The 22,141-nt window shown below is 66.6% G+C and carries 17 protein-coding genes and 1 riboswitch; of the genes, 4 read left to right on the forward strand and 13 right to left on the reverse strand.

The features are described 5' to 3' along the window. The first annotated feature begins 104 nt into the window (after positions 1-104). Positions 105-3,437, forward strand: coding sequence for a DEAD/DEAH box helicase (locus OIU93_RS02645; protein ID WP_264268498.1), 3,333 nt, complete (start codon positions 105-107; stop codon positions 3,435-3,437). Between the two features lie 90 nt (positions 3,438-3,527). Here the strand turns inward: OIU93_RS02645 and OIU93_RS02650 are convergent, their stop codons facing one another. From OIU93_RS02650 to OIU93_RS02670, 5 genes are all read right to left on the reverse strand, one after another. Continuing rightward, the gene (locus tag OIU93_RS02650) at positions 3,528-5,702 is read right to left on the reverse strand and encodes a bifunctional polysaccharide deacetylase/glycosyltransferase family 2 protein (protein ID WP_264268499.1); all 2,175 of its coding nucleotides are present in this window, start codon (positions 5,700-5,702) and stop codon (positions 3,528-3,530) included. Continuing rightward, positions 5,699-6,250 (reverse strand): hypothetical protein, encoded by a 552-nt coding sequence (locus OIU93_RS02655; protein WP_264268500.1) that lies wholly within the window; start codon positions 6,248-6,250, stop codon positions 5,699-5,701. Before OIU93_RS02655 ends, OIU93_RS02650 begins: the two co-directional genes overlap by 4 nt. Positions 6,251-6,437: 187 nt before the next feature. Further along, on the reverse strand, positions 6,438-7,481 hold the full coding sequence (locus tag OIU93_RS02660; protein WP_264268501.1) for an L-idonate 5-dehydrogenase: 1,044 nt from the start codon (positions 7,479-7,481) through the stop codon (positions 6,438-6,440). Positions 7,482-7,518: 37 nt separating this feature from the next. Further along, the gene (locus OIU93_RS02665) at positions 7,519-8,925 is read right to left on the reverse strand and encodes an Nramp family divalent metal transporter (RefSeq protein ID WP_264268502.1); all 1,407 of its coding nucleotides are present in this window, start codon (positions 8,923-8,925) and stop codon (positions 7,519-7,521) included. A 175-nt stretch (positions 8,926-9,100) separates the two neighbouring features. Beyond that, positions 9,101-10,156, reverse strand: a complete 1,056-nt coding sequence (locus tag OIU93_RS02670) for a zinc-dependent alcohol dehydrogenase family protein (protein ID WP_264268503.1) — start codon at positions 10,154-10,156, stop codon at positions 9,101-9,103. Positions 10,157-10,385: 229 nt separating this feature from the next. Between OIU93_RS02670 and OIU93_RS02675 the strand changes: the two genes are divergently transcribed. Together OIU93_RS02675 and OIU93_RS02680 are read left to right on the forward strand one after the other, a co-directional pair. Beyond that, a complete protein-coding gene (locus tag OIU93_RS02675) occupies positions 10,386-11,414 on the forward strand; it encodes an agmatine/peptidylarginine deiminase (protein WP_264268504.1) in 1,029 nt (342 codons plus the stop codon). 109 nt (positions 11,415-11,523) lie between these two features. After that, positions 11,524-11,656: riboswitch (SAM riboswitch) on the forward strand. Positions 11,657-11,678: 22 nt separating this feature from the next. Then, positions 11,679-11,963 carry a hypothetical protein gene (locus OIU93_RS02680; protein ID WP_264268505.1) on the forward strand — a complete coding sequence of 95 codons (285 nt, stop codon included), beginning with the start codon at positions 11,679-11,681 and terminating at the stop codon, positions 11,961-11,963. A gap of 19 nt (positions 11,964-11,982) precedes the next feature. Here OIU93_RS02680 and OIU93_RS02685 read toward each other — a convergent pair whose 3' ends face one another. The 7 genes from OIU93_RS02685 to OIU93_RS02715 form a co-directional block, all read right to left on the reverse strand. Then, complete coding sequence (locus OIU93_RS02685) at positions 11,983-12,990, reverse strand: PDR/VanB family oxidoreductase (protein WP_264268506.1); 1,008 nt, start codon at positions 12,988-12,990, stop codon at positions 11,983-11,985. Beyond that, positions 12,987-14,138 carry an aminotransferase class I/II-fold pyridoxal phosphate-dependent enzyme gene (locus OIU93_RS02690; protein WP_264268507.1) on the reverse strand — a complete coding sequence of 384 codons (1,152 nt, stop codon included), beginning with the start codon at positions 14,136-14,138 and terminating at the stop codon, positions 12,987-12,989. Before OIU93_RS02690 ends, OIU93_RS02685 begins: the two co-directional genes overlap by 4 nt. A gap of 38 nt (positions 14,139-14,176) precedes the next feature. Further along, positions 14,177-14,944, reverse strand: a complete 768-nt coding sequence (locus tag OIU93_RS02695; RefSeq protein ID WP_264268508.1) for an amino acid ABC transporter ATP-binding protein — start codon at positions 14,942-14,944, stop codon at positions 14,177-14,179. Further along, positions 14,941-15,897, reverse strand: a complete 957-nt coding sequence (locus OIU93_RS02700) for an amino acid ABC transporter permease (protein ID WP_264268509.1) — start codon at positions 15,895-15,897, stop codon at positions 14,941-14,943. Before OIU93_RS02700 ends, OIU93_RS02695 begins: the two co-directional genes overlap by 4 nt. After that, positions 15,894-16,793, reverse strand: a complete 900-nt coding sequence (locus tag OIU93_RS02705) for an ABC transporter substrate-binding protein (RefSeq protein WP_264268510.1) — start codon at positions 16,791-16,793, stop codon at positions 15,894-15,896. The genes OIU93_RS02700 and OIU93_RS02705 overlap by 4 nt, the downstream gene beginning before the upstream one ends. Before the next feature lie 161 nt (positions 16,794-16,954). Next, a complete protein-coding gene (gene hutH, locus OIU93_RS02710) occupies positions 16,955-18,631 on the reverse strand; it encodes a histidine ammonia-lyase (protein ID WP_264268511.1) in 1,677 nt (558 codons plus the stop codon). Then, complete coding sequence (locus tag OIU93_RS02715; RefSeq protein ID WP_264268512.1) at positions 18,609-19,394, reverse strand: IclR family transcriptional regulator; 786 nt, start codon at positions 19,392-19,394, stop codon at positions 18,609-18,611. Before OIU93_RS02715 ends, hutH begins: the two co-directional genes overlap by 23 nt. A gap of 185 nt (positions 19,395-19,579) precedes the next feature. Here OIU93_RS02715 and OIU93_RS02720 point away from each other — a divergent pair, with 185 nt between their 5' ends. Further along, positions 19,580-20,788: a cytochrome P450 gene (locus OIU93_RS02720; RefSeq protein WP_264268513.1), complete on the forward strand. Its 1,209-nt coding sequence runs from the start codon at positions 19,580-19,582 to the stop codon at positions 20,786-20,788. A 93-nt stretch (positions 20,789-20,881) separates the two neighbouring features. Here the strand turns inward: OIU93_RS02720 and OIU93_RS02725 are convergent, their stop codons facing one another. Next, on the reverse strand, positions 20,882-22,093 hold the full coding sequence (locus OIU93_RS02725; protein WP_264268514.1) for an alpha-hydroxy acid oxidase: 1,212 nt from the start codon (positions 22,091-22,093) through the stop codon (positions 20,882-20,884). Positions 22,094-22,141 lie beyond the last annotated feature (48 nt).

Raw genomic sequence — 22,141 nt, forward strand, 5'->3', positions numbered from 1 at the left:
GACATCAAAGACTAGGCGAATTTCACGGCCAGGGCCCGCATTGGTCGTCCACTTCCGCCCGGTCGCGGTTCGTGCTGGGGTGCCAGACGTGAAACGATAGGAGGATGACCGAATCTGCTTTTCCCATGGTCGATGCGCGTGAAATCCTGCGTGTCGTTGGCGGTGTCTCCTTCACACGCGGCAAGGTGCTGGCCACCGACGCCGCTCTGAGCGAGTTCCTGTGGGATCCGGATCAGCAGAACCTGTCCGGGACGGTGTCCGAGGACGGCGAACCCGCTTGCGGCGTGGGCATCACGCTGGCAATGAAAAAGGGCGAGCGCGTCATCGACGACGCCACCTGCAACTGCGGCGATGCGCCCAAGTGCCGCCACGTGGCCGCCGTGCTTATTTACTCCAATTCCATGCACTTGCGGGCCAAGGACGTGGTGTACCGCAACACCGCCGTCGCGGTCCCGGCGTGGCAGCAGTCCCTGCAGCAACTGCTTGCCCCGGCCCCGGCAGCCGCCAAGTCCCTGGGCGGACCCAACTCCAAGCACCCGGTGCTGCAGATGGGCCTGCAGTTCGAGCTGCAGGACACCACGCTTTCGGCACACCAGCAGTGGGCCCCGGGTTCCGGGGTGGGGCAGCTGAAGGTCGCCTCCCGGCGCTGGCGCCTGGGCGTCCGCCCGGTGGTGCGTTCCGGGTCCGACCGCTGGGCGCGGTCGAACCTGCGCTGGAACACCATCAGCTTCAAGACCTTCGGGTTGAACCTGGATGTCGAACAGCACCGCTGGTTCTGCCAGTTCGTGCCGCTCTACCGAGCCAAGGGCGAACTCTACTTCGGCGAGGACAACGACTGGCTGTACCTCGACGAGTATTCCTCGGCACTGCTCTGGGAACTGCTGGCCGAGGCCAGGTCCCTGGGCGTGGCGCTGGTGGGAACCCGGACGTACACCAGGATCCTGCTGGCTTCACCGGCCCAGGTGGCACTGGGCACCCGCGCGGCCGAGGATGGCCTGGCGCTGGCCCCCTCGGTGTCCCTGGGCGGGCACGGCTTCATCCTCGATGCGCACACCGCCGCCGGTTCCATCGGCAGCCACGGCGTGTACGTTGCCAACGAGGACCAGAGCGAGATCTTCCTGGGCCAGGTCCCCGGCGGGCTCAGCCATAGCGAGCTGGCCATGCTGCACCACCCCGAGACCCTGAACGTGCCGGCGGCGGAAACCGAGGAGTTCTTCTCCCGCGTCTACCCGCGACTGGCCCGCAAGTTGCGCGTGACCAGCCCCGACGCCTCCGTCGAGCTGCCCCCCGTGCTGCCGCCCAAGCTGGTGGCCAAGATCCGCTACGGCTCGCGGGAAACCGTCGACGTGGACTGGGTCTTCGACTACAACGGCATGGTCGTGGATGCCGCAGACCGCGACACCCTGGTGGAGTCCGCCCTGGAATCGGCGGTGCTGGAGATCCTGAACCGGCACCCCGCCTTCGAGTCCTCGGTGCTCGGGCCCCGGCACTTCCAGGGCCTGGAGGTCATTGACTTCGTGCGCCGCGTGCTGCCGGAGCTCACCGAGGTCGAGGACCTGGTGCTCTCGGAGGCCGGGACCCGCCCGGAATTCCACGAACTCACCGAGGCGCCGGAGCTGGTCATCACCACGGTGGAATCGGACCGCCGCGACTGGTTCGACCTGGGCCTGCTGATCTCCATCGGCGAGCGGCAGATCCCCTTTGCCGACATCCTGCGTGCCCTGATCCAGGGACACACCAAGCTGTTGATGCCTGACCGCAGCTACTTCTCCCTGGCTGATCCGCTCTTTGACAAGCTGCGCGCCCTGGTCTCCGAGGCCGGAGGGCTGCGGGACATGAAGGACAAGGAAGCGGACATCTCGCTGACCCCCTACCAGTTCTCCATGTGGGAGGAGCTGGAGGACCTGGCCTCCCGCATCGAGGGACCCGACGCGTGGGTGGGCGCGCTGAACTCGCTGGTGAACCTGAAGACCACCGAGGTGGCCGACCTGCCCCCGACGCTGAATGCGACGCTGCGCCCCTACCAGGTGGAGGGCTTCGGCTGGCTGGCCACGCTGTGGCGCAACGGCCTGGGCGGGGTGCTGGCCGATGACATGGGCCTGGGCAAGACCCTGCAGACCCTGGCGCTGATCCTGCACGCGCACCAGGTGTGGGAGAACCCCGCGGCGTTCGAGGGCATCAGCCCCCAGGCCGGCGTACGCGCTCCCTTCCTGGTGGTCGCCCCCACCTCGGTGGTCTCCAACTGGAAGGACGAGGCGGCGCGCTTCGCCCCGTCCCTGCGGGTCGTGGCCATCACCGACACCGAGTCGCGCGCCGCCGCCTCGCTGGCACAGTTGGCCAAGGACTACGACGTGGTCGTCACCTCCTACACGCTGCTGCGCCTGGACGACGACGCGTATGCGGACATCCCCTGGGCCGGGCTGATCCTGGACGAGGCGCAGTTCGTGAAAAACAAGGCCACCAAGGCACACCATGTGGCCAGGGACATGCCCGCCCGCTTCAAGCTGGCGATCACCGGCACGCCCATGGAGAACAACCTCATGGAGCTCTGGTCGATCTTCGCCATCGTCTCCCCCGGGCTCTTCCCCTCGGCCGTGCGCTTTGCGGAGAACTACCAGCGCCCCATCGAGCGCCAGGGACTGGCCGAGCCGCTGGTGCGCCTGCGCCGTCGGATCCGCCCGTTCATGTTGCGCAGGACCAAGGACGCGGTGGTCACCGACCTGCCGCCGAAGCAGGAACAGGTACTGCACGTGGAGCTGGGCGAGGAGCATCGCCGGGTCTACGACACGCACCTGCAGCGCGAGCGCCAGAAGGTGCTGCGCCTGGTCGATGACATGGACAAGAACCGGTTTACGATCTTCCAGTCCCTGACCCTGCTGCGCATGCTCTCGCTCGATGCCTCGCTGGTGGACCCGGAGTACGCGCACGTGCCCAGCGCCAAGCTCGATGTGCTCTTCGAACAGCTGGAGGACGTGCTGGCCGAGGGCCACCGTGCGCTGATCTTCTCCCAGTTCACCTCCTTCCTGAAGAAGGCCGCTGACCGGTTGGATGCCGCGGGGGTGCCCTACGCCTACCTGGACGGGTCCACGCGCAAGCGTGCCGAGGTCATCGACTCGTTCAAGTCCGGGGTCGCCCCGGTGTTCCTGATCTCGCTGAAGGCGGGCGGCTTCGGGCTGAACCTCACCGAGGCCGACTACTGCTTCCTGCTGGACCCGTGGTGGAACCCCGCCGCCGAGTCGCAGGCCGTGGACCGGGCGCACCGCATCGGGCAGACCCGCAACGTGATGGTCTACCGGATGGTCGCCAAGAACACCATCGAGGAAAAGGTGGTGGCGCTGCAGGACTCCAAGCGCCAGCTCATCTCCTCGGTCATGGACGAGGGCGCGGGCTTCGGCAAGGTGCTCAACGCGGACGACATCCGCGAGCTGCTGCGCTAATCCCTCCCGTTGTTTCGGGGCCACATGCCTGATCGAGGGGACGACGCCCGCCGGGCCTGCACCATGTTGCGCAGTGCAAGGCTTCCGGGCCTAGGAACGTTCCTGGGCGGCTTGCGGGACCCGCAGGCTGCCGTAGCGCTCCATCCGGTGCCAACGCAGGCGAACACCGGTGAACGCGGTGACCACCGACTGGATCACCACCAGGTACATCAGCTGCCGATAGACGAACTGCTGCAGCGGGAGCGTCCACAGGGCGTGCAGGGGCTCGCGGTCAAGCTTGAACGCATAGCCGGCCATGACCAGTTGGATCAGCAGGAAGAGGGTCCAGACCACGGCGATCCGGAGCGGATCCAGGAAGACCAGCCCGTAGATGGCGAACACATCGACCACCGGCGCGAACAACGGAAGCAGCACCTGGAAGACCATCAGGTAGCCGATCCCCCGACGCCCGAGCTTGCCGGCAGGTCCCGACTGGGCCATGGCCCCGCGGTGCTTCCACATCGCCTGCAAGGTGCCGTAGCACCAGCGATACCGCTGCTTCCACAGGGCGCCGAGGGTGGCAGGCGCCTCGGTCCAGGCCAGCGCCTCGTCCTCGTAGACGACGCGCCAGCCGTCGCGGGACAAGGCCATGGTGAGGTCGGTGTCCTCGGCCAGGGTGTCGTCGCTGACGCCGCCCACCCGGTCCAGTGCCTCGCGACGGAACGCCCCGATCGCGCCGGGGACAGTGGGCATGCATTCGGCGACGTCGAACAGGCGGCGGTCCAGATTGAACCCGACGACGTATTCAATGTGCTGCCATGCGCCCAGGATGCCGCCGCGGTTGGCAATCTTGGTGTTGCCGGAGATGGCGCCCACCTTCGGATCAGCAAAACGCTGGAGCAGGAGGTGGACGGTGTCGGGCTCGAAGACGGTGTCGCCGTCGACCATCACCACCAGTTCGTGGTTGGCCGCCGCAATGCCGGCGTTCAAGGCGGACGGCTTTCCGCCGTTCTGCTTGCGGATGACCACCACTCCGGGCAGCCCGAGGGACTCGACGATGTCGGCGGTGCCGTCGGTCGATCCGTCGTCAACGACGATGACCTCCACCGGGTGGTGCGAAGCGGCGATGGACCGCACTGCCGCTTCGATTCCGGCCGACTCGTTGTACGCGGGAACGATCACGCTGGCAGGTTCGAGGATCTCCTTGCGCATCGGCAGTTCGAACCACCCGCGGTCGCGCTCGGCCTCGCGGCCCAGCCGCTCGGCGCGTTTGTGCCGGGCGGCCACGACCATCACCAGAACGGCCCGCAACAGCGTCAACACCCCGGCCGCCACGAGCGCCCAGGAAATCGCCACGACGACGGCCTCGGTGATCCTGATTCCCCACACAAAGGCATGGCCCGTGACGGTGTCGGCGGTGGATGCGGGCCGGCTGCTGTCCACGCCGATCGAGCCGCCGACCGTGGTGAAGCGATGGCCCGGGTCGGCCGCCCCTTCCAAGGCCGCATCAAGGGCGGCGACGGTCTGGGACCTGTTTCCGCCGCCGTCGTGCATCAGGACCACTTCCCCGGCCGCTTCCAGCATGGTGAGCCGATCGGCGATCACCTCGGCGCCGGGGCGGACATTGTCGGCGCTGTCGTGGCTGCTCAGGACAGTGAGGTACCCGTCGTCCGCGGCGGTATCCATGAAGCTCCATTGGACCTGGGTGAGCGCCGCATTGTCGTAGCTGGCCGGCGGGCGCAAGAGGGTCGGGGAGTGCCCGGTGATCCCCGTGATGACTTTCTGTGCCCCGCGGATCTCAAGCTGGCGCCGCCAATCGGGCACCGCGGCAAGGTCGCTGTTCGTGAGCGTCTGGATGCCGATCTCATGGCCCTCCGCTAACATGCGACGAATGAGCTCGGGGTACCTGACGGCCGCGGAACCGGTCACGAAGAAGGTGGCATGGACACGGTGCTCGCGCAAGGTGTCAAGGATCCTCGGTGTCCACATCGGGTCCGGCCCGTTGTTGAACGTCAGGGCCACTGAGTCGGCGGACGGTGCGGTGGTGCGCACGCCCTCCCCCCGCGGATCCACAATGGGGCCACCCTCCAGGACGGCACCGGGGGTGTTTCCGGCGTTGGAGGCGCGCGCGGAACCGGGGGGAGCGTCACTGTCCACCGGGTGGTTGATGTATCCCTGGATGGCCAAGGCCAGGCCCAGCGTCAGCATGACGGCCGACAGGAGAACCCAGTGCGCCCCGATCCCGTCGCTGCGTGCGGGGCGCCTGGAGCGGCGTCCCGAACTCATGGCCGGGCCTCGCGCGTCGGCTTGGCGGTGGCCCGGCTCGGCTTGGTGTCACTTCGCCCCGGGGCTGCTGCGCTCTTTCCGGGGGCGCTCTGCGCGACGGCGGTGCTTGGGGCAGGATCCGTCGGTTCGGCACTCGTCTGCGCTTCCGTACCTTCGGGATCGGCGCTTTCGGTTCGCAGTGCGGAGGCCGAGGTCTCTGCTGCGCTGCTCGGCGCGGATGTTCTCTGCTGTGGTGCGGCGGGACCCGGCGTTTTCCGAGCGGTGGATGCCTCTCGGGGAAGCGGTGCCGGCGATGGATTCGTGGAGGGTTGCTCCCGCAGCACCACCGTTTCCGCTCCCGCGCCTGCTTCGGCCCGCGGGGGCAGTGGCGGAGCCGCAACCGTGGAACCTCCCAGCAAGGCGAACAGCATCACCAGGGCATACATCGACATGAATCCCACGGTGATGACTCCGACCGTCAAGACCTGCTGTCGGCGTCTGCCCGACGGGTCGACAAAAATGGGTTCATGCGTTGCGGCGGAGGGTGCTTGGTCATGGGGTTTAGTCAAGTCAGGCATCGGGATTTACTGTAGTACACGGCCCCAAAGGTCACAAAAGCATCACGATTGCAAGAAACGGTGCCCAAGGACACATATTTGACCTGCGATTATGTCCTCCAAGCGCACCGGAGCCCGGCGGTGCAGCGGAGCCGCGGGCCACCGTGCAAGGTACTGGATTCCAGCCGGAGCCGTATCCCTAGCCCAGGCGAATCATGACCTTGGAGGAACCCGAGGAGCGGTCGGCGGCGAGGTCGAATCCGGCCAGTGCCTCGGCAAGCGTTACCTCATGCGTCATCAACGGTGAGACGTCCACGCCGGAGGCCATGAGGTCGAGCGCCTCGGAGATCTCATCGACAAAGCGGTAGGAACCGCGGTAGTCGATCTCGCGGGTCACGATGTTCCCCAGCGCCGCGGAGATTTCCCCGCCGGGCAGGTTTCCGACCTGCACCATGACCCCGCCGCGGCGCACCGCGGCAATCACGCCGCCCAGCGCCCGAGGGGCGCCGGAGGCCTCGATGGCCACATCCACGTCCTGCGGCAGGAGTCCGCCTGACGCGGGGTTCACGCACTGATCCGCTCCCATCCGCGCGGCAATGTCCAGGGCAGCATCCGAGAGGTCCGCGGCAATGACCGTGGCGGCCCCGGCGGCCTTGGCCGCCGCAACCGCCAGCGCGCCGATCGGTCCGGCGCCGTTGACCAGCACCGTCTTTCCCGCCACGTCTCCGGCGCGGGCCACCGCATGCAGCGCCACGGCGAAGGGCTCGGCCAGTGCCGCTTCCTTGAGCGAGACGCCCTCGGGCACGACGCGCAGCTGCTCGGGGCGCACCGCGCGGAGGCGGCTGAAGCCGCCCTGCTCGTGCGGTTCGAATGCCGCCGAGCCGAAGTAGCGCACCTCGGGCCACAGGTTGGTGCGGTCCGCGGTGTCGGCGGGCACCTGGTGCTCGCCAACCAGGGTTGCGGGGTGCATCGTCACGTTGCTGCCGATGCCGATCCCGCGCGCCGCCAGCGCCGCAGCGGCGTCGGGACCGATTTCGGCGACCGTTCCGGAGACCTCGTGACCCAGGACCAGCGGGGCCGAGAGCACCGCGGTGCCCGAGGCGCCGGACTTCCAATAGGCGATGTCCGACCCACAGATCCCGCCCCATTCCATGGCCACCAGGACCTGCTCGGCGCCGCAGACGGGATCCGCGATGTCCTCGACCCGCAGGTCGTCCTTGCCGTGCACAACAACTGCCTGCATGTGAGAGGTACTCCTTGATACTGCGCCGTGAGGCGGATTAGAACATGTTGACAAGACCCATGACGCCGACGAAGAACACGGCGACTGCGGAGAGGACCAGCATGGCCGTAAAGGCCTTGCCGTCCTTGACACGCGGGTCTGTCTGCTTATGCGAGAGGTAGATGGTTGCCGCAGCGACACCCATCAGGAAGATGGCGTTGAGGATGCCGGCCAGGACAATCAGGGCCAGCGGCGAGGAGACGACGGTGCCAAACAAGCCCCAGACGATGGGGAGCACGATCATGATGACGCGCATCCAGCGGTCGCGCTGTTTGCGGTTGTTCCAGTCGAAGGCCCCGAACACAGCGAGGGTGTTGCCGACCTGGCGGCCGAGCGACGGAACGTTGGCGATGATGGTCTTGAACAGCGCGATGCCGGCACCGACCAGGAACACCACGGCACCCCATTGGCCGACGTTGGTGGAGAAGATGGAGGAGATCGTTGTCATGACCTCGTCGCCCTTGGGCTCCAGGCCCTGCGGGTGCAGCACCGCGGCACCGAGCATGTAGAGGGCGGCGGTGGATACGGTGTAGACGACCCAGGAGACCCAGGCATCGAGCTTCATCACGGAGATCCAGCCGCGGGCCCGCTTGACCCAGGCTTCGGAGCCGTCGTTGGGGCCGGTCCAGGAGGCGTAGCCCTTTTCCACACACCAATAGGTATAGGCGGTGATCTCGCCGGCACCCACGCCGGTGAGGCCGAACATGGACAGGGCCACGCCGATGGAGCCCAACGCGATCTGGAAGCGCATGCCGTCGGCCAAGTCGCCGACGTTCCAGCTGAATTCGGTGCCTTGGATGGCGAAGACCATCACGACGGCGAAGATCGTCACCAGGAAGACCAGCACCGTGGAGATGCCCTCGACCACGACGTACTTGTTGCCCAGGTGGATCGCGATGGCGATAACCACCAGGATGGCCACCCAGGTGCCGATGGACAGGAACGAGTACGGGTCCGGCCCGATGGGCAGCAGCGAGGAGAACGCGAAGGCCGAGGCGGTGATGACACCGGCCTGGCTGGTCAGGAACTGCACGAACATCAGCAGGATGAGCCAGGCCATCCAGCCGCGCTTGCCGATCCGCGGCGGGACCTCGTCATAGCCGGTGACGGCGACCTTGCCGGTGGAAATGGACCAGCGGCCCAACTCGATCTGCACCCATACCTTGATGAAGGTGGAAGCCAGCACCAGCCAGAGCAGCATGAAACCTGCCTTGGCACCGAGCGTGGTGGCGGTGAGCAGCTCGCCGGAACCGACGACGGCGGCCGATGTGATCATGCCCGGGCCAAGGAACTTGAACCTGTCCCGCCAGCGGGTGGGCGGGTCCATGATGGACCGGGGATCCAACGCGTACGGGTCGACCGTTTCGTCGCCCAGCGGGCGCGACTCGGGGGTGGTGATAGACATACCGCTCCTTTGAGGTGTGCAACCGGCCTTGAAAGGCCGAAATCATCGGGGGTTCCCCGGCGGCCTCCTGTGCCGGCCGGGTATTGACCTCAATTGACGATCGCCGAGAGAACCAATAAGTATGATATTAGCCACGCACCTCGGAAACAAATCTACGTCCGCTCCGGCCCCCAGATTACGGAATGAGCATCACCTTGATGGCCCGACGCTCATCCATTGCCCTGTACGCCTCCGGAGCCTGCTCGAGATCCATGACCGAGTCGAAGACCAGGCCCGGGTTGATGCTCCCTTCCAGCACGTCGACGAGCAGTTCGGGAAGATAGGCGCGGGTACTGGCGGCCCCGCCAGCCACTGAGATGTTCTTGGAGAACAGCACTGACATCGGCAGCGGGTCATCCCCGTGCGGGACGCCCACGAAGCCCAGGGCACCGCCGGGCCGGGTGCAGCGCAACGCCTGGTCCATGGATTCGGCGGTGCCGACGCATTCGAGCACGGAGTCCGCCAGCACACCCCCGAGCAGCTCGCGCACCTTCGCCGCCGCCTCGGCGCCGCGCTCGGCGACAATGTCGGTGGCCCCGAACTCCCTGGCCAGTGCCGCGCGGTCCGAGTGCCGGGACATGGCGATGATGCGCGTGGCGCCCAGTCGCTTGGCCGCGAGCACCCCGCACAAACCCACGGCCCCGTCACCGACCACCACCACGCTCCGGCCAGGCTCGACACGGGCCCCGAGGGCTGCGTGGTGGCCGGTGCCCATGACGTCCGAGAGCGCCAACAGCGACTTGGACAGCGCTTGGTCGGGCTCCGTGACCCCGGGGACCGCGACGAGCGTGCCCTCGGCATTGGGCACCCGCACCATCTCGCCTTGCCCGCCGTCCACGGGCAGCCCGTGCTCGTCCACCCCGCCCCAATGGGCCCGGTGTTCGCAAGCGACCTGGACGCCGTCGCGGCACGGAGGGCAGGCGCCGCAGCTATTGGCCCAGGGCGCCACCACGAAGTCGCCCACGGCCAGGGTTGAAACCCCTTCGCCGACCGCCTCGATGCGGCCGATGAACTCGTGGCCGATGCGCCGGGGCCTGGGCGTTTGGCTGACCCCGCGATAGGGCCAGAGGTCCGAGCCGCAGACGCACGAGGCGGTGACGCGCACGATGGCGTCGGTGTCGGCGAGCAATGTCGGCTCGGGGCAGTTTTCGACGCGGATGTCCCGCGGTCCGTGGATCAGGGTGGCGCGCATGTGTTCCTCCGCAAAGTGGTGGGCCGGCAATGGTTCCACTCTATGCCCAGCCTGCTGCCGCTACTCGGATACCAGCGCTGGCTTCCCGCGGAGAGGCGCACACCCCTTGCGCACGCTCCGGTCAACCAGCATAATAAATGAACGATATTCATTTAGCGTGATGGCCATCCCATGCACCTTGTCCGGCGCCGGCGTATCGCGCACCACCTACCAAGCAGGAGCACACACCATGAGTTGGTCAATGCCCGCCGAGACCTCGGCCCAGAAGCGCGTCTGGATGGCCTTCCCCCACGAGGGATACACGCTGGGCGTCACCGGGGCCGAGGCCCACGCGGCTCGCTCGACCTGGGCCAACGTCGCCCACGCGGTGGCCGGGTTCGCCCCGGTCGTCATGGTGGTGGACCCCGCCGACGTGGAAATTGCCGCACGCTATCTCGATGAGCGCATCGAGGTCCGCACGGCCGAGCTCAACGACGCCTGGATGCGCGACATCGGGCCGACCTTCGTTACCGACGAGCACGGCGGGCTCGCCGCGGTGGACTGGGTGTTCAACGGCTGGGGCGCCCAGGACTGGGCTGCCTGGGACAAGGACGAGAAGATCGGTGCCATCGTGGCCGAGTGGGCCGGCGCGCCCCGCATCGCCTCGACCCTGGTCAACGAGGGCGGCGGCATCCACGTCGACGGGCAGGGCACGGTGCTGGCCACCGAGACCGTGCAGCTGGATCCCGGGCGCAACCCCGGCATCACCAAGGCCGAGGTCGAGGAGGAGTTCGCGCGCACCCTGGGCGCCACCAAGGTACATTGGCTCCCGCGCGGGCTGACCCGCGACAGCGAGGAATTCGGCACCCGCGGACATGTGGACATCGTGGCGACCATCCCCTCCCCCGGCACCGTGCTGGTTCACATGCAGGAGGACCCCGAGCACCCGGACTACGCGGCCAGCCGGGAAATCGCCGCGTCCTTCCGCGGCGCCACCGACGCCAGGGGCCGCGAATTCACCGTGATCGAGGTCCCTGCCCCTGCGACGCTGCGCGACACCGAGGGGTTCGTGGACTACAGCTACATCAACCACCTGGTCGTCAACGACGGGGTGGTGGCCTGCACCTTCAACGACCCCAACGACGAAAAGGCCCTGGCCGTCCTGGCCGACGCCTACCCGGGGCGCAAGGTGGTGGGCGTTGATGCCCGCGAGCTCTTCGCCCGCGGCGGCGGCATCCACTGCATCACCCAGCAGGAGCCGATGCCGACGGTGAAATGAACCCCCCTCTCGGGAAGGCAGGGTCACTCGCCGTCACAGATGACCGTTTGTTGCTCCCCGCACGCCCGCGCTGGCAAAGTGTCCCCGCTTCGCCGTAGGGTTGGATCAGCTTCACGAGTTCTGGTTGCCGCCTAGGCATAGCTCCGACTAAAACAGACGCCAACCCCATAGTTGCACGGTGGGTGGTTCGGATGACGAAGCGGCCCTGTCGCGCATCCCGCACGAAAGGGCAAGGACAACGAACCCCAAGGACGTGTGCACATCATGTACGGCCCCACCCTGACTTCCGCCCCCACGGATAACCCGCTTCCGCGCTTCACCGGCGACTGGATCACTGCTTGGCTCCGCCTCGACGCGGACACCGACCTGCTGCACATTGGCGCGGGTCCCGACGAGTGGGTGCTCGAGGCACTGGCCCCGCACAAGCTCTCGGCCGCATTGGTCGGCCGCGGCCCCGTCGAGGTCCAGTTCAACCCCGAGCTGCTGGTTCTCCTGCTGCCCGGGGCCCACGAACTGGTCGGCAGCTCGTTCTTCCGCCTGCGCGCCTGACGCCCCGCCGGGCCTGGTGCTAGATGTCCAGCACCAGGCGCCCGCCCTTGCAACGCGACACGCAGATCATCATGGTGTCGCCGGCCTCCCGCTCCTGATCGCTGAGCAGCGAATCGCGGTGGTCGATCTCCCCCGCGACCACCGGGGTCTCGCAGGTCCCGCAGATGCCCTCCCGGCAGGAGTTCAGCACCTGCACCCCGACTTCTTCCAGTGCGGTGAGGATGCTGGTGCCCACCGGAACCTGCACCTGAAGGCCTTCGGTCGTCTCTACGGTGAATTCATGGTCTCCCGCGGCAGGCGCGCTCGCGGCCGCGTCGGCGACAAAGCGTTCAAAGTGGAACCGTGCGGGGTCCTGCCAACCGGTGGTGAGCGTGGCGATGTAGTCCAGCAGCGGGCCGGGGCCGCACACATAGGCGTGGAATCCCGCCGCCGGGCCGCCGAGCAGCTCGCCCAGGGGATAGAGCCCGGATTCGTCGTCCGCGTGCACGTGGACCTTCTCGCCGTACTGTGCCAGTTCGCCGGTGAAGGCCATGGAGCTGCGGCTGCGCCCCAGATAGACAAGGCGCCACGGCACCCCGGAGGCCTCGGCCGCGCGCAGCATGGGCAGGATGGGCGTGATGCCGATGCCCCCGGCGATGAACACGTATTCGGGTGCGGGCCCGAGCGCGAAATTGTTGCGCGGGCTCCTGACGCGCAGCTGCTCGCCGGGCTTCAGTTGGTCGTGGATGTAGGCGGATCCGCCGCGGCCGGCGGGCTCCCGCAACACCCCCAGCCGCCAGCGCGGCTCCCCGGGGGCGGAGCACAGGGAGTATTGGCGCAGCAGCCCGTTGGGGAGCATGACGTCGATGTGCGATCCCGGACTCCAGTCCGGCAGGGCGAGCCCGTCCGGGCGGGCAATGCCCAGGGAGAGAACCGATTCGGATTCCCGCCGGATGTCCACCACGTCCACGACGAAGAACCCGTCCTCGCTCGTCTGGCTGGTCGCCACCGGTTCCTCGATGATGTGCTTTTCACTTGTGCTGATCACGATGCACCTCCAGTGCTGTGGATTGGGTGGGTGGTGAGTACTGTCTGCGGCGTTTGAGGGGGCCGCGCCGCTGCCGGCTCGTCCAAGGCGGCCAGGATTGCGAGGGAGGCCAGACGCGGGCCAATGGTCACCCGCACTCCCGCGCCGTCGAAGGCCCGGACCGACACCCCGTGCGCGGCGCACGCGCGTTCGATGACGGTCGCCAGCCGGCCGTCTTCCGGGATCCAGAGGAAGTTGCCTCCGCTGCATGGGACGCCAATACCGCGGGCCTCCAGTTTCCGGTGCAGGAATTCGCGTTCGCCCGCCACCGCGGCCACGGTGCCGAGCAGGTAGTCGGTGTCGGCGAGGGCCGCCACGGCGCCGGCCTCTGCCACCGCGCTCAGCCCAAAGGGCGGGGCCACCTTGCGAATGGCGCGGACGATGTCCTCCCCTCCCAGCAGGTATCCGGCCCGCGCCCCGGCCAGGGCATGGGCCTTGGAGAAGGTCCGCAGGATCACCAGGTTCGGGTACTTGGGCAGCAGCATCAGGGTGTCGCCACTGGATTCGGAGAACTCGATGTAGGCCTCGTCGAGCACCACGAGCACCCGGCCCGGAACCCTCGCGAGGAAGGATTCGACTTCGTTGATCCCCAGCACCGTTCCGGTGGGGTTGTTGGGATTGCACAGCAGCACCACCGCGGTGCGTTCGGTGATGGCACGGAGCATGGCCTCCGGGTCGTGGCGATGGGCCGCGTCCAGCGGCACCTGGACGCCCCGGGCCCCTGCCAGCGTGACCAGGATCGGATAGGCCTCATAGCTGCGCCAGGCGTACAGCACCTCGTCGCCCGGCCCGGCGAACGCGGCAAGGACCTGGCCCAGCAGGGCCAGGGACCCTGCCCCCACCGCAACCTGGGTGCCGGGCAGCCCGAGCGTGTCGGACAGCGCGGCCACCAGCCGGTCCCCGGCCAGGCTCGGATAGCGGTTGGAGCGTTGCACGCTGGCCGCCATGGCCGCAACGGCAGCGGGCGAGGGCGACATCCAGGATTCGTTGGAGGAAGCCACCCACCGCACCTTCCCCGCGGCCGGCGAGCGCGAATAGTTCGGCAGCAGGTTCACCAGGTTGCGCGGCCGTGGTGTCGCCTCGCGTGCGCCGGATTGCTCGTGGGACATCTGGTCCTTCCTTCTCCGGGTGGATTCCATCGACGCCCTTAGGCCAAGACCTTGGACAGGAAGGCCTGGGTTCTGGGTTCGCGGGGGTCCTCCAGGACCTGCCTGGGGCTGCCGGATTCCACCAGCTGCCCGTCCGCCATGAAGTGCACGACGTCCCCGACTTCCTTGGCGAAGCCCATTTCGTGGGTCACCACGATCATGGTCATCCCCGAAGCCGCCAGGGAAGTCATGACCTCCAGCACCTCCCCCACCAGCTCCGGGTCGAGCGCGGAGGTCGGCTCGTCGAAGAGCATGAGCTTTGGCTTCAGGGCCAGGGCCCGGGCGATGGCCACGCGTTGCTGCTGGCCCCCGGAGAGCTGCGCGGGGTAGTGCTGGTACTTGTCTGCCAATCCCACCCGGTCCAGCAGTTCCATGCCTTCGGCCATGGCCTTCGCGCGCGATTTGCGCTGCACGATGGTCGGTCCCTCAATCACGTTCTCCAGGGCGGTCCGGTGCGGAAACAGGTTGAATTGCTGGAAGACCATGCCGACGGATGCACGTTGCCTGGCCGTTTCGTTTTCCTTCAGCTCGTGCAACTTGTTCCCCGAACGGCGGTATCCAATGCGCTCCCCGTGGACCCACATTTCCCCGTCACTGATTTTTTCCAGGTGGTTGATGCACCTCAGGAACGTGCTCTTGCCCGAGCCGGATGGCCCCAGCAGGCACGCGACCTGTCCGGCCTGCACCTCAAGGGTGATGCCCTTGAGGATTTCCAGGTGGCCGAAGGACTTGCGCACATTGTGGGCGCGCAGGACTGGTTCGTTCATTTGCTTGGCTCCAATTCCGGCTCGATGCTTGGCGCTGCCTTTGGTCCCGCGCCGGGGCCGGTTGCCGAGGCAGCGGGCGCCGCGGGCTTCTTGCCCTTGATGGGTGAGAAGCCCCGTTCAAAGTGGCGTTCGATGAAGTACTGGCCCACGGAAAGCACCGCGGTGACCGCCAGGTACCAGATGGCCGCCACGATGAGCAGCGGAATGGTCTGGAAATTGCGCGAGTAGATGATCGACACGCTGGTCAACAGCTCCGAGTACCCAATGACGATGACCAAGGAGGTGTACTTGAGCATGCCGATGGTCTCGTTGCCGGTCGGCGGGATGATCACGCGCATGGCCTGCGGCAGGATCACCCGGCGCATGGTCTGCATCCTGGACATCCCGATGGCCTTCGCCGCCTCGGTCTGGCCCGTGGCTATGGAGCGGATGCCCGAGCGCACGATCTCTCCCATGTACGCGCCCTCATTGAGGCTCAGGCCCAAGAGCGCTGCGGTGAACGGGGAAATCACCGAGTTGGTGTCGATACTCAGCAGCTCCGGTCCGAACGGGATGCCGAGCCCGATGTTCGGGATCAGGGCCGCCAGGAAGAACCAGAAGAGCAGTTGCACCATTAGTGGCGTCCCGCGGAAGAACCACGAGTACGCCCAGGCCGCGGTGGACAGGATCGGATTCGCAGAGAGCCTGCACACCGCCACCACGATCCCCAGCACGATGCCGATGAGCATCGAGATCGCCGTGAGCATCAGGGTCCGCCCCAGGCCCGCCAGCACCGGCTTGGCGAAGAGGTACTCGCCAACCACGTCCCAGTGGAAGCGTTCGTTGGCAAACATCGAGTAGATCAGTATCAGCAGGATGCCGACGACTGCCACCGCGGCAATCCAGCGGCCCAGATAGCGCGCCGGCACGATGACCAGCCCGTTCTCCCGTGGTTCCGGGGCCCGAGTTGTCATTGCTTGACCCCGTTGACGGGGAAGGACTCCATGGTGTGGTCGGCCATGTTGTACTTGGCCAGGATCTTGTCGTAGCTGCCGTCGGCCTTGATGGCCTCGAGTCCCTTTTGGATGGTGTTCATGAGCTGTTCCTGGTCCTTGGGGAAGACTATGCCGAAGGCAAGGTCCTGGTACCGTTCGCCCATGGCCAGGGCGCCCTTGGACTCGGCGGCAATGACCGACCCGGAGGTCGAATCGACCAGGAAGGCGTCCACGCGGTTCGACTGCAGGGCCAGCACGGCCTGGTTCTGTCCGGCGAAGATCGTGACCTTGACCGCCTGCTTGCCGGCTTCCTCGCACTTCTTGGAGGCCTCGGCTGCGTCGGCGTCCTCGGTGGTGCCCTTCACGATGCCCACGTGGGAGCCGCAGAGGTCATCGAGCGTCTTGAGTTTCTCTGCGTTCGCTGCCGAGGTCATGACGCCTCCTCCCGCGGAGAAGTAGTCGATGAAGTTGACCTGCTTCTGGCGTTCGACGGTGTCGGACATCGCCGACATGGCCATGTCGTAGCGTGCCGAGGCAAGGCCCGGGATGATCGCGTCGAAGGCGATGTTGTCGAAGTCCATGGTGACGCCCAACTGCTTCTCCAGCTCGTCGGCGATTTCCCTGTCGATGCCGATGACGGTGGTGCCGTCCGTGTCAAAGGATTCAAATGGCGGGTATTCGACGTTGCTGGCCACGTTGATGGCCCCGGATTTTTGGACCTTCTCCGGCAGTTGACTAAACAGGGGCGCACTTGCGTTGGCTGCGGCCGGATTCTCGGCTTCCGCGGTCCCGCCGCATGCGGAGAGCGCGAGCATGCCGGCCAGGGCAAGTGCACCAAGTGCGCCGGAACGGATGGTGCGCGTGGAGTTTTTCATGGTGGGTTCCTCCTGATGGATGCGTACTGAACTGCTGGAGCGGATGGGGACTTTCATGTGGGTGAATCCGTCGGATTCCGTGACGGGCACGGGCTTTTTGGGCATGGGCAGTAGAGCCACCGACTTCAGTGGTGCGCTGGGGGCGTTGCTGGGTTGTTCGGCTAGCCGGCGAGAACCTTGTTCACGGTTTCAACGACCGATCCGCTGTGCACCAAGTCCAGGGCCTTCCGGACCCGTGGATACATGACCACGTCGGCGAGGATATGGTCGATCGGCCGTCCGTCGGCCGACTTGCTGCCCCGCACCAGAGCCAGCGCGGCCGCGCTTGCCGCGCCCGGGCGGGCATCCCCGGTGTCGGGGTGCGCGGCACGCAGTTCCAGCGCCTGGGCGGCCATGAGCAATTCGATGCCGACCACGGATTCGATGTTGGCAACGATCTGCCGGGCGTGCCGTCCGGCGTTATTGGCCATTGAGACGTGGTCTTCCTGGTTGGCGCAAGTGGGGATGGAATCGACCGAGTCGGGGTGGGCGAGGGTCTTGCAGTCGGACACCAGTGCCGCGGCCAGGTATTGCGGCAACATATAGCCGCAGTCCATGCCCGTTTGTTCGCTGTCGATCAGCATGTCGGGCAGCCCCCGGTTCAGCGTTCCGTCGTCAAGTCGGAAGAGCCGGCGTTCGGTGATGTTGCCGATCTCGGTGACCACGATGGAGATGAAATCGGCGGCGAAGGCCACGTACTCGGCGTGGAAGTTCCCTCCCGAGACGGCTTTGAGTTTGCGGGTGTCGGGCAGCGACGGGAAAATCAGCGGGTTGTCGGTGGCCGCGTTGATTTCGTTGTCGATGATCCCGGCCGCGAAGGCCAAGGTGTCCTTGATCGGGCCAAAGACCTGCGGGATGCAGCGCAGCGAGTAGGCGTCCTGGGGCGGCTGGCGGACCGGGTCGGTTGAGGCGTTGCCGTCAATGAGGGTGGACCCCGACAGCAGTTCGCGGATGCGCGCCGCGACCTCGATTTGTCCGCGCTGTCCGCGGGCCTGGTGCAACTCGTCAATGAAGGCGTCACCGAACCCCATGAGCGCCTCGATGGTCATGGCCGCGGTGATTTGTGCCGTTTCCAGCAGGTTCTGTGCGTCGTAGAGGGCCAGTGCCGCCTGGGCGCAGGAGAACGAGGTGCCGTTGAGCAGGGCGAGTCCGTCCTTGGCCCCCAGCGGGAGCCGCTCGATGCCGGCGTGGCGCATCGCGGCGATGCCGCTGACCACCTTGCCGTCCAGCAGGGCCTCCCCCGAATCCAGATCCACGTCTTCGCCGGTGTGCGACCGCGACATCACGATGGCCACGTGGGCCAGCGGGATGAGGTCGCCAGAGGCGCCGAGCGAGCCGTACTCCGGAATCGCCGGGCAGACCCCCGCATTGAGCATCCGGGCCAGGGTGCTGACGATTTCGGGCCGCACCCCGGAGTATCCCTGGGTCAGGCTGACGATGCGGATGAACATCGTCGCCCGCACGACTTCCTCGTCCACGTGACGCCCCACGCCCGCGGCGTTTGAGAGCACCAGGCGCCGGGACAGTTCGGCGGCGTCGGCCGGCTCGGCGAAGGCCTTGCGCCCGGCCAATGACCCGAACCCGGTGTTGATGGAATAGATCGGCGGTGTCTGTTTGCCCGGTCCCATCGCATCGACGATGCCGTCCAGCCATTCCCGACTGGGGGCCATGGCGTCGAAGACCGCATCATCGATGATTACGGGGCGTCGATGCCGGGCCACCTGAATGAGGTCGTCGAGCGTGGCACGGTGAACGCCAATGGTCACCGGTGCCGTTTCAGCCAATACTGCTGTAGTCATCAAGGGTCTCCCTGGTTGATTTGTTCGGTGTGCACTCTTGCAATGCCTGGGTAAGTTTGTTGGCCGATTCCTGCATGACGCGCAGCGTGGAGGAGATCCAGAAGCGAGAACCGCACGTTGCCTCGGGACCGGCGACGTTGATCGAGCAGACGACTTCTCCCTGGCTGGTCACCGGGATGGCGATGGACAGCGATCCCTGATCCAGTTCGCCGCGGGAAAGCACATATCCGGAGGACCGGGTCTGCGGAATGGACGCCAGGATTTGCTCGCGGTTCATGGTCTTGGCGGTGAACCGGGTCATGGATCCGGTGAGCACCTCGTGAACCACTTCCGGGGGTGCCCAGGCCAGCAGCACCCGCTGCCCCGCCCCCGCATGCAGCGGCAGCAATTCGTTGACCGCGAAGGAGTATTTCAGGGACTTCTCCGGTTCCACACGCCGAAGGCACATGGCCTGGGAACCAATCCGCACGATCATCACGGCCGTTTCCCCGACCTGGTCCACGATTTCGCGAAGCACCGCATTGCCCACCTCGGCGAGGTAGGACTGGGCATGGTGGCGGCCGGCGGACCTAAGAAGCGCCGGGCCCGGCCGGTACCGTCCGTCTTCCTCGCAGACGAAATCCTGTTCGCGCAGCACCTTGAAATAGCGGTACGCGGAGCTTGCGGGAATGCCGAGCTTCCTGGACACGGCCTCGACCGAGGCGTCTCCGTGTTCAATGACCTCGGTCAGGATTCTCAATCCCCGTTCAAAAGACGTTGACATGTCCCAAGCCTCCCTTCCAACCCAAGATGCGGTGTGATGCGCGACATATTCTTGCGCACTGATTCGATGTTGCACGCTGCGGGAGCGAAGGACAATTCCGACTCTCACATAGTGAGAACCACGCTTACTCGCTGAACCGCGGCACGCTAGGTTGAGGGCAGTCACCACGATCTCGGGAGGTACCCATGGACTCGACCCTGGCCGCTGCCACAGCGCCGATATTTACGGAAGACCCCTATTCCCCGGCGCATTTGGCCGAACCATATGGGCTCTTTGAACGCATGCGCGACGCCGGCCCGGTTGTACTGCTCAAGGAGCACGATGTCTTGGCCGTGACGCGCTTCGATGAGTGCAAGGAAGTCCTGGAGGACTATCGGACCTTCATCTCCGGCGCGGGTGCCGGGCCGCGGAACCTTCACCGCGAACCCAGCTGGCGGGCCCAGGGCATCATGGAATCGGATCCCCCGATCCACACCCAGATGCGCCATGCCATAGCCGGAGTCATCTCACCCCGCGGGGTCCGTTCGCTGCGCGCGGGTTTCGAGGAGTACGCCACCGAGCTGGTCGACGAGCTGCTGGAGCGCGGGGAATTCGACCTGGTCAAGGACCTGTCGGAGGTTTTCCCCCTGCGCGCGTTTGGGGATGCCGTCGGTATTCCGCGCGAGGGCCGGGCCGAGAACCTCCTGGCGCTGGGCGCTGCCAATTTCTCCACCTTCGGACCCGACACGCCCCTGGCCAGGGAGCATTTTTCCGCCGGGGCCGGCACCAACGACTGGGCCATGGCCAATACCGCCCGTGAACGGCTGCGCCCTGGCAGCCTGGGTGCGCAGATCTGGGACCTCGCAGACCGCGGCGAGATCACCACGGACCAGGCACCGCTACTGGTGCGGGCCATGCTCTCGGCAGGCCTGGACACCACGATCTTCTCGCTGGGAGCCACGTTGTTGGCCTTGGTCCGCCACCCCGGGCAATATGCGAAGGTCCACGAGAATCCCAAGCTCGTGAAGTTCGCCATCGACGAGGCCTTCCGCTATGAGTCGCCGTTTCAGTCCTTCTACCGCACGACGAGCCAGGCCGCGGAAATCGGGGGCATGGCCATCCCGGCCGATACCAAGGTCGCGGTATTCGTTGGCGCCGCGAACCGCGACGAGCGGCGCTGGGGGCCGACGGCGAACGAGTACGATATCGCCCGAGCAGCCGGCGGGCACCTGGCATTCGGCATGGGCATCCACCAGTGCGTGGGCCAGCCGCTGTCGCGACTCGAAATGGACGTGCTGATCACCGAACTGGCGCGCCGGGTGAAGAGCATCGAGTTGACGGCCGAGCCCGAGCAATTCATGCACACCACGCTACGCGGCTGGAAATCCATTCCGGTGAGGGTCGCCGCCGCTTAGGTGGCCATGGCCTTCGTGGAAGCGACCGGCGCGGTGTTCCCCGAGCGGTTTGCGGGGACAACGCGCCGGTCGCGTACAGCGGTGCCGGCGGCTTCACCCCTCGCCCAGGCGCACGTGTTGCGGACCTAGTTCCGACAGGGTGCGCACGCCCAGCAGGGCCATGGTTTGCCGAATCTCCCGTTCGAGGATCTCCAGGGCGCGTTCAACCCCTGCCTGTCCCCCGGCCATCAAACCGTAGAGGTAGGCCCTGCCGATGAGGGTGAAGTTCGCCCCTGCGGCCAGCGTCGCCACCACGTCGCCGCCGCTCATGATTCCCGAATCGGCGATGATGAGCCGGTCCGGTCCCACGGCCGCGCGGATGGCAGGCAGCTGCAACACCGGCACCGGCGCCCTGTCCAGCTGGCGTCCGCCATGGTTGGAGACCACCACGCCGTCGACGCCGTGCCCAAAGCATGCTACAGCGTCCTCCGGGCCCTGCACTCCCTTGACGATCAAGGTGCCCGGCCATGCCTCCCGCACCCAGGCGAGGTCGGTGTAGTTCAGGGATGCGTCAAACATCGTGTTGAACTGGGCACTGACGTTTCCCGTGTTGTCCGGAAAGTTTGCGAAGCCCAGCGGTTCGGTGGTGAGGAAGTCCAGGCACCAGCCGGGGCGCCTGAGCGCATCGAGAACGGTTGAAGGGCCGAGCGTGGGCGGCAGCGTCATGCCGTTTCGTTGGTCCCGAAAGCGGTTGGACGTCACGGCGGTGTCCACTGTCAGGAGCAGGGCACTGTAGCCGGCTTCCCGGGCCCGGCGCATCATGGCCAGGGACGCCGCACGGTCCTGGCCGAGGTACAGCTGGAACCAGCGGGTGCCCCCTGGTGCCGCGGCGGCGGTTTCCTCGATGGACACGGTACCCATGGTGGAAAGGGTGAAGGGTATGTTCTGCCGTGCCGCTGCTGCTGCCCCGGCGCGTTCTCCGGCGGCATGCATCAGGCGGGTCAGTCCGGTGGGGGCGATGCCCACAGGCAACGAGAATCGCCCACCGGCCACGGTCACGGAGGGGTCCACCGCGCTGACGTCGCGCAGGATCCCAGGTAGCAACTCGGTGTTCCGGTACGCACGGTAGTTCCGTTCCAAGGCCTCTTCGGCGTAGGAACCGCCATCCGCATAGTCGAAGGCCGCAGTGGGAGTGCGGCGCTTGGCAAGCCTTCGCAGGTCTTCCAGGTTCAGCGCCCCACTCGCCGGACCCTTGCCTGGTTTCGGCAATGACTTGAATTTCAACTGGGCGAGGGCCGCAGGAATCCGGGTGAGGGAACGTTTCATGATGCGAAGCGACCTGCCTTTCGAGCGTGGAGGACACTGTCCTCCACG

The sequence above is a fragment of the Paeniglutamicibacter sp. ZC-3 genome (assembly GCF_025847175.2).
Classification (GTDB): Bacteria; Actinomycetota; Actinomycetes; order Actinomycetales; family Micrococcaceae; genus Paeniglutamicibacter; species Paeniglutamicibacter sulfureus.